This is a genomic window from Psychrobacter sp. 72-O-c, from assembly GCF_904846605.1.
GTDB lineage: Bacteria > Pseudomonadota > Gammaproteobacteria > Pseudomonadales > Moraxellaceae > Psychrobacter.
Genome location: NZ_CAJHBI010000008.1, coordinates 85111 through 99232, shown reverse-complemented (window position 1 = coordinate 99232; position 14122 = coordinate 85111). Strand labels below are relative to the sequence as shown.

14 protein-coding genes are annotated in these 14122 nt (G+C 42.9%); 8 read left to right on the top strand and 6 right to left on the bottom strand.

Annotation, left to right across the window (positions count from 1 at the left end):
* The first annotated feature begins 166 nt into the window (after positions 1-166).
* Together murD and ftsW are read left to right on the top strand one after the other, a co-directional pair.
* Complete coding sequence (gene murD, locus JMX97_RS04360; RefSeq protein ID WP_201555711.1) at positions 167-1588, top strand: UDP-N-acetylmuramoyl-L-alanine--D-glutamate ligase; 1422 nt, start codon at positions 167-169, stop codon at positions 1586-1588.
* 431 nt (positions 1589-2019) lie between these two features.
* Entirely contained in the window at positions 2020-3216 is a 1197-nt protein-coding gene (ftsW, locus tag JMX97_RS04355) for a putative lipid II flippase FtsW (RefSeq protein ID WP_201555710.1), read from the top strand.
* 255 nt (positions 3217-3471) lie between these two features.
* On the opposite strand, the gene gluQRS is transcribed toward ftsW, so the two are convergent.
* The 6 genes from gluQRS to JMX97_RS04325 form a co-directional block, all read right to left on the bottom strand.
* Positions 3472-4488, bottom strand: a complete 1017-nt coding sequence (gluQRS, locus tag JMX97_RS04350; protein WP_227671447.1) for a tRNA glutamyl-Q(34) synthetase GluQRS — start codon at positions 4486-4488, stop codon at positions 3472-3474.
* 237 nt (positions 4489-4725) lie between these two features.
* Entirely contained in the window at positions 4726-5163 is a 438-nt protein-coding gene (dksA, locus tag JMX97_RS04345; RefSeq protein WP_201555709.1) for an RNA polymerase-binding protein DksA, read from the bottom strand.
* Between the two features lie 566 nt (positions 5164-5729).
* On the bottom strand, positions 5730-6581 hold the full coding sequence (locus tag JMX97_RS04340) for a metallophosphoesterase (RefSeq protein WP_201555708.1): 852 nt from the start codon (positions 6579-6581) through the stop codon (positions 5730-5732).
* Between the two features lie 326 nt (positions 6582-6907).
* Entirely contained in the window at positions 6908-7741 is an 834-nt protein-coding gene (locus JMX97_RS04335) for a metal ABC transporter permease (RefSeq protein WP_201555707.1), read from the bottom strand.
* Between the two features lie 94 nt (positions 7742-7835).
* Positions 7836-8585 carry a metal ABC transporter ATP-binding protein gene (locus tag JMX97_RS04330; protein WP_201555728.1) on the bottom strand — a complete coding sequence of 250 codons (750 nt, stop codon included), beginning with the start codon at positions 8583-8585 and terminating at the stop codon, positions 7836-7838.
* 102 nt (positions 8586-8687) lie between these two features.
* Positions 8688-9251 carry a transcriptional repressor gene (locus tag JMX97_RS04325; RefSeq protein WP_227671448.1) on the bottom strand — a complete coding sequence of 188 codons (564 nt, stop codon included), beginning with the start codon at positions 9249-9251 and terminating at the stop codon, positions 8688-8690.
* A gap of 131 nt (positions 9252-9382) precedes the next feature.
* Here JMX97_RS04325 and JMX97_RS04320 point away from each other — a divergent pair, with 131 nt between their 5' ends.
* From JMX97_RS04320 to JMX97_RS04295, 6 genes are all read left to right on the top strand, one after another.
* Entirely contained in the window at positions 9383-10321 is a 939-nt protein-coding gene (locus JMX97_RS04320; RefSeq protein WP_201555706.1) for a metal ABC transporter solute-binding protein, Zn/Mn family, read from the top strand.
* Between the two features lie 350 nt (positions 10322-10671).
* Positions 10672-11070 (top strand): ATP synthase subunit I, encoded by a 399-nt coding sequence (locus JMX97_RS04315; protein WP_201555705.1) that lies wholly within the window; start codon positions 10672-10674, stop codon positions 11068-11070.
* 632 nt (positions 11071-11702) lie between these two features.
* Positions 11703-12572 (top strand): F0F1 ATP synthase subunit A, encoded by an 870-nt coding sequence (gene atpB, locus JMX97_RS04310; protein WP_201555704.1) that lies wholly within the window; start codon positions 11703-11705, stop codon positions 12570-12572.
* Positions 12573-12605: 33 nt separating this feature from the next.
* Positions 12606-12872 carry a F0F1 ATP synthase subunit C gene (atpE, locus tag JMX97_RS04305; RefSeq protein WP_201555703.1) on the top strand — a complete coding sequence of 89 codons (267 nt, stop codon included), beginning with the start codon at positions 12606-12608 and terminating at the stop codon, positions 12870-12872.
* A 79-nt stretch (positions 12873-12951) separates the two neighbouring features.
* Positions 12952-13422: a F0F1 ATP synthase subunit B gene (locus tag JMX97_RS04300; RefSeq protein WP_201555702.1), complete on the top strand. Its 471-nt coding sequence runs from the start codon at positions 12952-12954 to the stop codon at positions 13420-13422.
* A 13-nt stretch (positions 13423-13435) separates the two neighbouring features.
* On the top strand, positions 13436-14059 hold the full coding sequence (locus JMX97_RS04295; RefSeq protein ID WP_201555701.1) for a F0F1 ATP synthase subunit delta: 624 nt from the start codon (positions 13436-13438) through the stop codon (positions 14057-14059).
* The last annotated feature ends 63 nt before the right edge of the window (positions 14060-14122 follow it).

Sequence of the window (14122 nt, the reverse complement as noted above, 5' to 3'; positions counted from 1 at the left end):
ATTAGCGATGCAATACAAAAACATGCGCATAATAGCACAAAGTGATAAACAAGCAGTATCGAAACATGCACGATACCGTTATGATGCTCTCCATCATAGTCATTAACTTTGCTCGTAACGCACGTTTGCTTGATGTAGCTTTGTTCGTTCAACATAAGGAAGAGATATGACCAACCTCGCCGCAACAGAAACCTTACTCCATAAAGGCAGTGGCCTACAAGTGGTGGTCGGCTTAGGACAATCAGGGCTATCAGTAGCGCGCTATCTAGCCGCACAAGGCTACCGTGTGGCAGTCACGGACACACAGTCAGCTCCGGTATTGGCCGATAAATTACCTGAAGCGGTTGATATCAGGCAGTTCGGCGCCATTGATGCTGATTTATTACAACAAGCAGCCCGTATTATTATCAGCCCAGGTATCTCTCTTGATATCGAGGCCGTTGCTGCTGCACGGCAGGCAAATATCCCTGTAGTTAGCGATATTCAGCTGTTTTGTGACGCTTGTGAGGTGCCAATAGTTGCTATCACTGGTTCTAATGCGAAAAGTACCGTGACCACCTTGGTTGGACAAATGGCTGCTGATGCAGGGGTAGATGTCGGTGTTGGTGGTAATATTGGCGTGCCAGCGCTCAACCTCCTTGCTAATACCAACATGCAGTTGGCCGTACTTGAGCTGTCCAGCTTCCAGTTAGAGACAGTGACTAATTTAGGGGCGCAGGTCGCCACTGTGCTTAATATGTCGCCTGATCATTTAGACCGTCATGGCGATATGCTGGGTTACCACCAAGCCAAGCATCGTATCTTTCAAGGTGCAAAGTCCATGGTCATTAACCGTGAAGATGCACTGACCCGACCATTAGTGGCAGACAATTTGCCAAGGCTGAGTGTGGGTATTCATGCTCCTGATAAAGGTCACTATGGTTTAATTACCGATCCTAACGGGCAGATACATCTGGCTCGAGGGACTGATCGGCTATTATCGGCGGATAAACTACTGATTAAAGGTCGGCATAATTTGCTCAATGCCCAAGCTGCTCTTGCGCTTGGTGAGCTCGCTGGTCTACCGCTCGATAGCATGCTTACTACGCTACAGCAATTCACCGGACTTGAGCATCGCTGCCAGTATATGGCAACGGTGGCTGGTATTGACTATTTTAATGATTCCAAGGGCACTAACATCGGCTCAACTATGGCAGCTATCGAAGGGCTAGGCGCAGTATATGCTCCCAAAGATGGCAAGCTGTTATTGATTTTAGGGGGACAAGGCAAAGGCCAGAAATTTGGTGAACTAACTCCTTTTATTAATCAGTATGTCAGTCAGGTACTTTGTATTGGTGAGGACAGTCAGCAAATTGAGCAGCATCTACGCGCCGCCTCACTAAGTGATGAGGTGACATTACATCAATGTAAGACACTGGAAGGCGCTTTTGCGACTATCCACCAAGTGACAGCAAGTAGCTTGTCACAAGTACAAGCGGTCTTATTGTCGCCGGCATGTGCCAGCTTTGATCAGTTTGACGGTTATGCGGCCCGTGGCGAACATTTTAGTCAGTTAGTAGCACAATTAGATACGGCTCCGGTTGGCTGAATACTGGCATGAGTTAACAAGTAGGTGGCAGTATTTATAAATGGCAATTTTTGCTCGATAAATTACGTTTGCTTGATAAATGATTGTTTTGCTTATAAATTACTGCTACTGTCAATAAATAAGCAACCAGTCGGCTACATAACCAGCTTGCTGATATGCTTACGTATTGACAGGGCGGCTAAGCAAGAGCACGTGCTTAATAAGGTGTTATTTGCGGTGCTTATGACCCTTGTATTAAGTTGCTGATTGTTAGTAGTTTATTAAGCCGCTTAGTTTAATGTTGGGTCATGGCGTGTAGACTTATTTATCTAGCACTATTTGTCTCGAACTCACGTTCTGTTATTATCTATCTTGTAAGATCTATCTTATATTTTTTAAACGGTGGCGTTTAATAGACGCCGTGTTTTTCGTTTGTCAGTGTATATAAAATTATGGCGCTCTCCTTTCTTTCTCGTTCTTCTCAAAAGTCGCAGCCAACTACTGGCTCAGATGGTGTTCTCTCCATGCCATCAGCACGCGCCATCTTATTATCTAGTGTTGGCTGTATGCTGGTGCTTAGTTTATTGATGGTTGCTTCTGCTTCTATTCCTTTTGCGCTCAGTCGCGGGATGACCGAGCTGTACTTTTTTGAACATCAGCTGATGTATATGGTTTTTGGCATCTGTATGGCGGCCATTCCTTATTATTTGCTACCCCTACGAACCTTATATAAAACCGAAACGCAGTTTATACTGTTAGCAATTACCGGCGGGTTACTGTTTTTGACCCTACTTGGGACCCCCATTAACGGCTCCAAACGCTGGCTAGAGCTAGGGTTTCTTAATTTTCAGGTGGCGGAACTGGCCAAACTGGTCATGATTGTATTCGTTGCTGACTTTGTCGTACGTCGCTCTTTTGAGGTACGTAATGGCTGGGACGGTTTTTTAAGGATCTTTTTAGTCGTTGGTATGATAACGATGTTCTTGTTGTTACAGCCCGACTTTGGCTCGTTGGTGGTAATTGTAGGAACAGTATTTGCTATGTTCTATATAGCGGGCGCGCCTTATAAGCAGTTTTTAGCCTTGGGCGTGCTGGTTGTTGGTCTAGCTGTGCTAGCAGTGACGCTGGTACAGTATCGATTGATACGTGTGTTGTCGTTTTTAGATCCCTTTGATGACGTTCAGGATACGGATTATCAGCTGGCTCGCAGCTTAATTGCTTTTGGTCGCGGGGAGTTTACGGGTGTTGGTTATGGCGAAAGTGTCCAAAAGCTATCGCATCTACCAGAGGCTCATACGGATTTTTTATTAGCGATTACGGGTGAAGAGCTGGGCTTTGTGGGAGTAACTATGGTGTTACTGCTTGAAGCACTAATCATTGGTAGCGCTATGCGTATCAGCTACAACGCGCTAAAGCGTCGGCAGATGCGTATGAGTTATACGGCTTTCGGTATTGGCATTGTCTTTATTGCGCAGACTATCATTAATGCAGCGATGAATATGGGCGCGATACCAACCAAAGGTCTCACCATGCCATTTTTTAGTTATGGTGGCTCATCAATGCTAATAAGCTTGGTTATGGTAGCGCTACTACTAAAAATTTATAAAGAGAGCCCTGAAATAGAAAAAAGTCAGGGCCGTTATTATTGAAGCATGGTTTACGAGCCGCTGTGTTATCACCGAAAAAAGCACTGAATATAACAGGTAAGAGTGTGGATATAGCCAGTCCACAATAAAAAAGAGTCGTTTATAGCAACGTGCCACTGGTATAAATTTTTCTGGCGTGCTGTTCGCAAGCGTGACAGAGGCTGTAAAACGTTTGTTACAGTAGCATTCCAGTAGCACTGTATCGTTTTTAAATCGAATCGACTATAAAGCGTCGCAAGCAGCGGCGCTTTTTGCTTTTTATAGAGTGGGTATGTTTAGATGAGTTTGGCTTTGCAGAGGGGTGTTATCCCATTGAGTAATCGCTTGCTCGAGCATGCGCACTGGCGTGTCCATATCAACAGGTGGTTGTTGTAACATTTGTAGGGCAGTTGCGATCAGCTCACTTGGATTACCAGTATCGATAGGCTGGGCAAGATTTTGCTTAGAGAGCTTTTGTCCTTCAGCGTTGCATATTAAGGGCAGATGATACCAATGGTTGATAGCAGGTAGGTTAGCGGCCTGCATGATGCTAATTTGCGCAGTGGTTAGCGGTAGAATATCCAAGCCGCGCATGATATGGGTGACTTGTTGTAAGCCGTCATCAATACTGGCTGCCAAAATATAATTAATCATGCCGTTTTGACGTCGTACTACCATATCTCCTAAGGTTTGTTGTGGATTGCTCCATTGCATCCCTTGAATGCCATCCATAAAACCAATCGTACAATCTGGCAGTTGTATACGTAGCTTATGCTGCTGCCGATCCAGATTAGCATTTATACAGCAACGCGGATAACGTTGTTTACGAATCAATGCATCCTTCACGCTTTTAGGGTCTGTGTTATTTACCGTTTTACCTTGTGGCCCATTCTTTTGTTCTAATTCTTGTTGCTCCCAACTCTTTTGTTCCCAATAATACGCTAGACTTTTACGTGAGCATTGACAGCCATAGGTGAGCGGATGTAGCACTGTGGATAAATAATCATTGTAGATATCAATACGCTCAGATTGATAGGTAACATCGCCGTCCCAATACAGGCCTAATCTTTCTAAGTCTATCAGTATTTGCTCAGTAAACTGATTGTCGCAGCGTTCGGTGTCAGTATCTTCAATACGCAGCAGCCATTTTCCACCTATTGATTTAATGTGGCAATAACTGGCAAGTGCCGTGGCCAATGAGCCAAGGTGCAGCTCACCAGTAGGCGAGGGCGCAAAGCGGCCAATAGGAGTTGAGGACGACGGTTGAGTATGGGTATTGTTATTTATGAGTGTCAAAGTAAGCAACTATCGAAAGTAGAAGGATTTGGATAGGATAGAGAAGGTGACTATAAAAAGATATTTATTAAATGCACCTATTTTGTTAGTAAGCATTTGATTTGGTAGCAGGCTCTTAAAGTTAATAGGTATTTAATATTAATAGCTACTTAACAAGCATAAAGCTATTTCGTAAAACGCAACGAGCGACCAATGATAGGGTCGCTCGTTGTTGTAAGCACTTTAATTATATCTAATTTAAGCACCTTGATTCTGACGTTCTTTAATTTCAGATAAAGTCTTACAATCAATGCATTGGGTCGCGGTCGGGCGGGCTTCTAAACGACGTAGGCCAATTTCTACCCCGCAAGTTTCACAAAATCCATAGTCGTCATTTTCAATTTCTGCCATGGACTTGTCGATTTTGCGAATGAGCTTACGTTCACGGTCACGTGTACGTAGAGTTAACGCAAACTCTTCTTCTTGAGTAGCGCGGTCATTAATATCTGGCATAGCGCTTGACTCATCTTGAATATAAGTCTTTGTGCGGTCAGCTTCGCCAATCAGCTGATGCTTCCAATCCAATAAAATAGCCTTAAAATGCTCTAACTGCGCATCAGACATATATTCTTCGTCTTTGGCAGGCACATAAGGGGTAAATTTAACATCACTCGGATTCGTGGTCAGGGTGCTCATATGGGTATCCTAATTTTACAAATTAATTCAACAAAACGACATTTTAAAAGACAAGACGTTGTAAATTTTCCAAACGTTATAAACTGTCCTTTTATAGAACGTTTCACCACTTGGTAACGCAAGTAACACGGCTAATTTTATAGTACATTTATAATGATACGTTTATATCGGTATGCTTATATCACTACTAAAGTTGTCATGTATATTGTTATGCACATTTTTATTTAAACAGTACTGCTAAAATAATGCTATAAATTACTGATTGCGAATGCTTAGCGGGTGGTCAAGGTAGCCATCTTAGTTGTTATAATTGCTATTATAATCTTGCCTAGCATCCAGCCTTAGGCGATAAGGTTTTTATTCTATTTTAGTAATGTCATCGTCTTTCTTATTAATAATGAAACTATTCTTAACTTTGGCAGCCACTTAATAGTGACTAGTATAGTAATGCATGGTACTTCTAATCTTATATGAGTCAAGCATTATCAGATATATATAATGTCACTATCATTTAAGCTAACAGGTTATGCAGCTTAATATTTTATTTAGGCCAGTAAAACTGGCCGTCAAGTATCCAATCTTTTGACCCAGCTTGCAACCTGTCCCTTGTTGGCTAATTGCAACCAGCGGTAACCGGGCCGCGCATTTTTATCAACCGTAAAGTCATCTTCATAAGGTTTAAATTGGTAGCATGTGGACGGTGTGCTGTAGACGGTAACACCTTGGCGATAGCGGACTTGTTCTTGATGAGTATGACCGCTGATAATGACCCTTAGATGCTCAAAAGGTATCATACGTTGCCAAAAATTCTCTGTATTCTCCGCAATGTGGGCATCTATCCAATCGGATTTCATCGGTATCACGTGATGATGTATGGCAATCAAGGCCGGCTTATCGCAAGCTTTTAGTTGATCACATAACCAGTCAATATCAGTATTGGTAACCTCGCCTGCGACTTTGCCGGGAATAGCAGAGTCCAGTAGCAGCAGTTGCCAGTAGTCAGTATCAATTACATGGCGACTGAGCAGACGATTATCAGCAGATTGAGCGATCAGTTCTCGTTGAAAAAATGGCTGTTCAGTAACCGTTTCATCGGTCACGTCATGGTTGCCAGCAATACAGGCAAAAGGAATACTGGTCGCCTCTAATACCTCAAAAATATGATCATAGATAGCGGATTGTACTTGGTTCACTAAGTCGCCGGTGACTAAGATTAAATCACAGCGAATATCTTCGCTTAACGCTTGCTTGAGGGTCGCTTCAAAATGATTCTGACAAATAGAGTCAGTTGGGTCATCGTTGTCAGCAATAAGATTGCCACTGATAGGATAATGAGAAGCTAAATGTAAATCAGTAATCTGCAAGATGTTTACGTGCTCATCTGGCGTGCTGATCTTACGGGCAGGATAGCCTAGCATGGTCAGTCCTTTATCAAACTAAAACAGCGGATGCTGTCGAAGAGCGGGCATAGATAAGCAAGACTTTGATTTTTACTTCTCATTTTTGATGTCATCCATTTCATCCAATCCTAACCCATTGAGGTCTCTATTTAATAACTTATATAACCTAGCAACTCATACCACTAACATATTTAACTGTTTTATACAGCAGTTGTTATAAGGTCTTGCTGATAAAATTCAGGCAAATTTATAACATAAAACTAATGAAATCTCTAGCGATTTTTATAAAAAAAGTCCGATAAAACAAAGTGATAAGCGTTCAGCTAGGAATGAGAGCGACTTATTCAACGGCGTGCCGACCAAAATTTTGAAGGCATTAATTTTGATGTTGTTAATTTAGAAATCATTAGCGCGGCGAAAAACAAAATCGCTAATACCAATACAATAGTCAATCCGGTCTGTATATCCAGCCAGATACTGCCCCAAACCCCTAGGGTAACACCGAGTTGAGCAACGATCAGCGCTATAATCACCATTTGTTTTGGCGACGTTGAATATAGGCGCGCTGTTAATGCTGGTAATACCAGCAAGCCACTGATCAATAAGCTACCAACTGCTTGCAAGGCAATCGCACAGAATCCTGCCAATACGCCCATAAAGAACAGTCGTTGCCGTGTGGGGTTAATCCCTTGAATACGGGCTAAAGCTTCATGAGTTGCCAGTTTGATTTGCGCTGGCCAAATATAAGTGAGTAACCCTAAACCAACCATTACACTGCCGGCCAGTAACGGTAAATCTGCCCAATCAAGCTCAAGTAAGTTACCAAATAAGAATCCCAATACATTGGCTTGCTGATTGGTGAGCTGAGTCAATGCCAATAGTCCCAAACACAGTAAGGATACCGCGACTACAGCCAATACCGCATCGGCGGGAAGCCGCTCATCATCAATTAGCACCAGTCCCAATACCACCATGACGCTAACCATAGCGATACCAATACCCATCGGCAGTTGCCACCAGACCGCTAACGCGACGCCAAGTAACGTCCCATGTGCTAAAGCATCCGCAAAAAATGCCATGCGCCGCCACAGTACGAGACAACCAAGAGGCGCGGATAGCAGGGCCAAAGTACTACCAGCAATCCAAGCAGGGGCAATGATAGCTAACCAAGCGGTCATAAAAAGGTCCGTTAGATTTTATTGATAAGAAACTTAGTAAAAGTAAGTAAGGTAAACAAAAGAATTAATAGCTGATAAATTTAATTAGGTTTGATTATGACAGCTCACTTGGCGCTTGGTGTTCACAAGCGTGCGGCTGATGTACGTAGGGTTGCTCATAATGATGGCCAAATAGTTTTTGAAACTCAGTGCTGATAGCAAGCTCGCTGGGCTGACCTTCGCAACAAATATGCTTATTAAGACAAATCACCCGTCGGCTGCCTTTCATCACCCAATGCAAATCGTGGGAGATTACTAACATGGCGCAGCGTAAAAACTCTGGTAACTCATCAATAAACTGATATAGCCAAACTTCGGTATCAGGGTCAAGCCCTTGCATGGGCTCATCTAAAATTAGTAGATTAGGCTTATCTAACAAGGCGCGTGCTAGCAAGACGCGCTGGGTCTCGCCGCCGGACAAGTGCAACATTTGCCGCGGTAATAGGTGGTTTAAAGACAAGTTATCAAAAATAAATTGCCGTTGCTCATCATTTAAGCGTCTTTTATCTGCTTGCGCTAATAAGTCTTTTACCCGTAGCGGCAAGATTGGTGGCACGGCAAAACGCTGCGGCACATAACCAAGTTGTAACGGTTGATGGGCAGTAATCTGACCCTCAGTAGGAGTAATCAGTCCTAATATAAGCTTCACCAACGTTGACTTGCCAGCACCATTAGGGCCAATGAGGCTCACAGTTTCATTAATCGCCATGTCAATATTAATATGCGATACCAAACGTTGTGGCCCAATATGGTAACTGACATCGCTCAAAGTAAGTAATGGCTTTCCATGCTCTGCGGTAAACATAGGCGTCTGCTTAGATAACGGTTGTTTAGATGGCGATACAGAATGCTTCATGAGTTGGTAGCTACTAGTTTAAAAATTAATAGAAGAACGTGGTGCATGGCCTTATTGGCACCCTTGGCAGCGACCGCTTAGCTCAATGACACTACGGGCAACAGTAAAGCCAATATCTTGCTCAGCGAAGCTCATCATCTCTTGTACTGGTAAGCTACTACATTCTTGTACGCGTTGGCACTGATCACATATTAAGAAGGCTGCTGTATGCTGGGCACGCGGATGACAGCAAGGAACATAAGCATTGATAGAGGTCAGCTGATGAATCAGACCCTCGCTTAACAAGAATTCTAAACTGCGATAAACCGTCGGTGGGGCTACATTTTTTGCGGTATCACTATCACTATCACTGTCTAATAAACGTGCTTGCTGTAATTGAGTGATGAGATCATAAGCGCCAACAGGCTTATTGGCTTGTAACACCAGCGTATATATCTGCTGACGTAAAGGCGTAAAGCGCACGCCACGTGTACGACATTGCTCTTTTGCTGCTTCTAGACGCTCAGTTACATCATGCGGAGTAAAGTCTTGCACATCGTGCACATGATTGTTATGTATGCGGCAGTCATGTGCACGATTATCGTCTAGATTACAAGTTGATGAAATAGTGGACATCGTGCAAGCTCCAAAAAATAAGTTAGCGCTTTTAATTGTTATAGTATAACATAATGAAGCTAATGAAATAAAATTATAATTATGAAACAACGACTGGCAACCCAAAACACACCTTATAGGATAATCACCGCATGTACGCCAATCATCAACGCTGCGCGAAAGCCACCCTTGAAAATAAACGTCCTCAAGTTTTTATTAAAATATTAAGGTCATTGCATCAGCTTAAACGCTGGATAGTAGTATCCCTCATGCTTTTAAGCTCAGTTATGATGATGAGTGCTCAAGCAGCGACGGTTAGTGTCAGTAACTACCCGCTATTTCTGTTAAGTGAGGCAGTGACTGAAGGCGCACCGTCAGCGAAACAGTTATTGCAAGCAGGCGAGGTGGGTCACCACGGTAGTATCAGTCCTGGTGATATTAAGGCCATTCAAGACAGTAAGTTTGTAGTATGGTTTGGCGAGTCTCTAGAGAATAATCTAGCATCAAGTTTAAACACTGCACCCAATGCCATCGCGTTATTTGATTTTAATGCCTTTAATCGTCATTCGCTACGTGATGTAAAAGGCACCCCTATTGCTGGTACGTTAGATCCGCATATTTGGCTTGATCCCGAGAATGCTAAAGCCATTACGCGCGCTCTTGCCGTTATTCACAGTCATGCCAATCCGCAATATAAAAAGCTTTATCACGCCAATGCGCGAAAATTTTCTCAGCGAATGGATAGGGCAGTGGCTAATGAGATGAAAAAGGGAAAAGGGCAAAAATCGCATTCTTATTGGGCTTATCATGATGCCTATCAATATATGGAAGCCTCGCTACAATTACAGTTTATCGGTAGCCTTAGCGCCAATCACAATCTGGCGCCCAAAGCCAGCCAATTACGCTGGCTGAATGCTCAACGGCCATCTAAGCAAATGTGCTTGGTAAGTCCAAGTCAGCCTGCTAAAGGGTTGCTGGCTAAGTTACAACCCGTAAATACTACAGTACAAGCTGAGGACATGAGCGCCAGTAAATACTTTGTTACTGGTTGGAGTAGTATGGCGCAGCAGATTCGTCGTTGTATCTCATAAAGACTTAGCGTTTAATGAAAAAATTATAAAGGGGCTCGCTTACACTCTTCTATCTAAAGGACTCATCATTAGCGTTGAGCGTGTAATAGTTTTACTGACAAATAAGTTACTGGTGTCTTTTGAATTAAATGGTTGACAAACGTCACATTTTACTTGCTTAACGGTCGATCGCTCACTATAATAAGTGGCGTTTTATTGGGCAAAAAGCAATATTTTCAAAGTGGCATCTCTAAAGTAGCATTGCTGAAATGCCATGAGTATAGTGATAAGTCGCTTACCGATAAACTTGTCGTAAATATGCTACCTTATCCCAACGCGGTGGTTATAATACCAATGCTATAGGATAGTTGATGACCAAGCCTGCCAAACGCACGCAAAAAGATCAAATTAGCCTCTATCTCAAGCGCCAAGTATGGGTACTATTCATCCTGATTGTTATTGCTTCGATGTTAGATGTTTTTTGGCTGCACAGTGAGCTAGTCGTAGCAAAGAGTAGCGCTATAGGTTCACTATTAAGCTTTGCCACTCAAGCCGTTTTTGCTGGATTTATTTTTTGGCATACTGGATATCGCGCGCGCCGACATATTGTCAGCCAGTTATATCGAGGTCAAATGGTCAAATGGCTACTGACGGTGCTTGGCTTCGCATTGATTTTTATTATGATACAACCTCTGTCAGCACCTGCGCTGTTCGTCGGTTTTATAGTCATGCAGCTTAGCCACAGTTTGATGTTATCGTACATACGCTAGCCGTATAATGACTGTAAAAACAGTAGTATGAGTCATTGAAATTAGCATAAAGCATAGAAGTATCATGACAGGTAAGACACAGTATGGATATTAATAGTCGCTTATAAACAAAGTCTTACAATTTAATTAATGACGCAAACCTATATTAATAAACGCTAATAGCGATGCTCGACTTGCACAGTCAGTAAAAAACACATATTTGACTTTACACGAATACAACGCTGCATTAAGATAGACGGCTAATTATTCTGCTTATGTGCGCTGTATTGAGCGCCTATCGTAATAGAACGATATAAGCAGACACGAACATGATAATTTTAGGTGCAAGTGCCAAGGGCTGGTAATGAGTAATCACAAGCCCTTTTTTGATAGCCAAAATTTATCAATCGCTAGTGAATAACTACTAGCAAAACAGGCACTTATATTAGATTTATGGGTTGGATGTTGTTGGTTACATGATAGCTTTAGCGTCATAGAATTTGCACACGATAAATAAAGCACAACTTAGGCAATGCGTGCTTAAAGAAGTGGTTATTTAACACTGTGTGGATAGAAACGCTAACCTACTCATCAGATGACAACCGTTTTTTTTGGTAGTTGATTAAATCGTTGATTAATAAGAAGCTTAAATTATGGCAGCCGAGCAACAAACATCATCAGAATATATCTCTCACCACTTAACGAATTGGACGTATGGCTATCTGCCGGGCGAAGGCTGGAAGGTCGCGCATACCGCTGAAGAAGCGGGGCAGATGGGCTTTAATGCCATTCATCTTGACTCTATGCTGTGGTCAATTGGTCTGGGCATTTTATTTTGTGCCGTCTTTTGGAAGGTTGCCAAAAAAGTCACTACAGGCGTGCCGGGTAAGCTACAAACCGCCGTCGAGATGATCGTTGAGTTTGTTGATAACAACGTTCGTGATTCGTATAGTGGTACCTCAAAGTTGATTGCGCCTTTAGCGCTGACCATCTTTGTGTGGATCTTCTTAATGAACTTGATGGATTTGATACCCGTTGACTTCATCCCAAGCATTGCTGGACAAATCGGCGCGGCGATGGGATATGACCCACATCATGTGTTCTTCAAGATCGTTCCAACCACTGATCCTAACGTCACGCTGGGCATGTCATTCTCTGTCTTTGCGCTGATTATCTTTTATAGCATTAAAGAAAAGGGCCTTGGTGGTTTTGTTGGCGAGTTGACGTTACATCCGTTTAGCGCCAAAAATCCTATCGTACAAGCGGTTTTAATCCCCATTAACTTTATCTTAGAGTTTGTTACCTTGATTGCTAAGCCTATCTCATTAGGTTTGCGTCTATTCGGTAACATGTATGCTGGGGAGCTGATTTTTGTATTGATTGCCCTAATGCCGTTTTGGATTCAGTGGGCGTTATCAGTACCGTGGGCTATTTTCCACATTTTGATTATTACACTTCAAGCGTTCGTATTTATGATGTTGACGATAGTTTATATGTCGCTTGCATCATCAACTGAACATTAATTAGACATTCAATAGGTAAATGAGGATACATCAATGGATCCAGTAGTATTAGCGCAAGCAACCTTAGATGGTTACACAGTTATCGCAGTAGCGTTGCTTATCGGTTTAGGCGCACTTGGTACCGGTATTGGTTTTGCTATCTTAGGTGGCAAATTCTTAGAAGGTGTTGCTCGTCAGCCAGAACTTGGCTCACAGTTGCAAACTCGTATGTTCATCGTGGCCGGTCTACTTGATGCCGTACCGATGATTGGTGTTGGTATTGCTATGCTATTGTTATTTGCAAACCCTCTAGGCGCTTAGTCTGAAATCTCAGTTGTAAATGTTTGACTGTCAAACATGGTCAATGAAACTGACTTTTCATTAACAAAGAGGTGATCACGTGAATATCAATTCTACCCTCATCGGTCAAGCCATTGCTTTTGCAATATTTGTGGTTTTTTGCATGAAATTCGTGTGGCCACCACTTATCGGCGCAATTAATGAGCGTCAGCGTAAAATCGCTGACGGTCTAAATGCTGCTGAAAAAGCAAAAGCAGATTTGGCCTCCGCGGAGCAAGAAGTACAGCAGGAGCTTGACATTGCTAAGAGCAAAGCTGCTGCTTTAATTGAGCAAGCGAACAAGAGTGCCAATCAGCTCGTTGAAGATGCCAAATCGCAAGCCCAAGTGGAAGGCGAACGTATCCGTCAACAAGCACAAGCGTCTATCGATCAAGAGATCAATCAAGCACGTGAGTCATTACGTGCCCAAGTCGCAGAGCTTGCGGTACTTGGTGCTGAGAAGATTTTGCAAGAGAAAGTCGATATGCAAAAACATGCCAGCATGTTAGACCAACTGGCGGCGAAGCTGTAATAGTGAGGATATAATGGCTGACTTATCAACCTTAGCACGACCCTACGCTAAAGCCGCGTTTGACTATGCCAATGAGAACGGGGTAGTAAATGAGTGGGAAAACTTCTTGTTTATTGCCAGTACGATTGTCAATGACAAATCGTTTCACACATTGCTAGACAATCCAGCCGTTTCTGCTGAGCATAAGTCAGCCGCTTTGGTCGATCTGTATGATACACAAGTAGCCGGCACTAATGAGTCTGCCTTTAAAGTGTTATTGAATAATACTCAAGGGCATCGTCACGACAGCACTGCCAGCTATCCGAAAGTATCAACAGCGCTTAGCAACTTCGTTCATCAGCTGTCAGCGCAAGAGCGTCTGGCACTGCTTCCTGAAGTTTATGAGCATTATCGTCGTCACAAGGCTCTAAGCTTAAAACAGCTTAACGCTTATGTGACTTCTGCCTATCCATTGACCGACGCGCAGCGTGAGCTGTTCGAAACCCGTCTTGCCGCCTCGCTAAATGCCAGTGTGGTAATTCACGAAACGGTTGATCCTAGTCTTTTGGCAGGCGCTACTATCAAAATTGGTGACAAAATCATCGATGATTCTATGCGCGGCAAGTTACAACAGTTAAAAACACAGCTAACGGCCTAATGTTACTTATCTACTCATCAACGTTTACCAGTTAAGTCAGGTCGGCGTGACAATAGTTTGAGT

Bases quoted from the DNA above. Each gene is read 5' to 3' on its own strand.
- murD (WP_201555711.1), top strand. From the start codon at position 167: ATGACCAACCTCGCCGCAACAGAAACCTTACTCCATAAAGGCAGTGGC.
- ftsW (WP_201555710.1), top strand. From the start codon at position 2,020: ATGGCGCTCTCCTTTCTTTCTCGTTCTTCTCAAAAGTCGCAGCCAACT.
- dksA (WP_201555709.1), bottom strand. From the start codon at position 5,163: ATGAGCACCCTGACCACGAATCCGAGTGATGTTAAATTTACCCCTTAT.
- JMX97_RS04340 (WP_201555708.1), bottom strand. From the start codon at position 6,581: ATGCTAGGCTATCCTGCCCGTAAGATCAGCACGCCAGATGAGCACGTA.
- JMX97_RS04335 (WP_201555707.1), bottom strand. From the start codon at position 7,741: ATGACCGCTTGGTTAGCTATCATTGCCCCTGCTTGGATTGCTGGTAGT.
- JMX97_RS04330 (WP_201555728.1), bottom strand. From the start codon at position 8,585: ATGTTTACCGCAGAGCATGGAAAGCCATTACTTACTTTGAGCGATGTC.
- JMX97_RS04325 (WP_227671448.1), bottom strand. From the start codon at position 9,251: ATGTCCACTATTTCATCAACTTGTAATCTAGACGATAATCGTGCACAT.
- JMX97_RS04320 (WP_201555706.1), top strand. From the start codon at position 9,383: ATGTACGCCAATCATCAACGCTGCGCGAAAGCCACCCTTGAAAATAAA.
- JMX97_RS04315 (WP_201555705.1), top strand. From the start codon at position 10,672: ATGACCAAGCCTGCCAAACGCACGCAAAAAGATCAAATTAGCCTCTAT.
- atpB (WP_201555704.1), top strand. From the start codon at position 11,703: ATGGCAGCCGAGCAACAAACATCATCAGAATATATCTCTCACCACTTA.
- atpE (WP_201555703.1), top strand. From the start codon at position 12,606: ATGGATCCAGTAGTATTAGCGCAAGCAACCTTAGATGGTTACACAGTT.
- JMX97_RS04295 (WP_201555701.1), top strand. From the start codon at position 13,436: ATGGCTGACTTATCAACCTTAGCACGACCCTACGCTAAAGCCGCGTTT.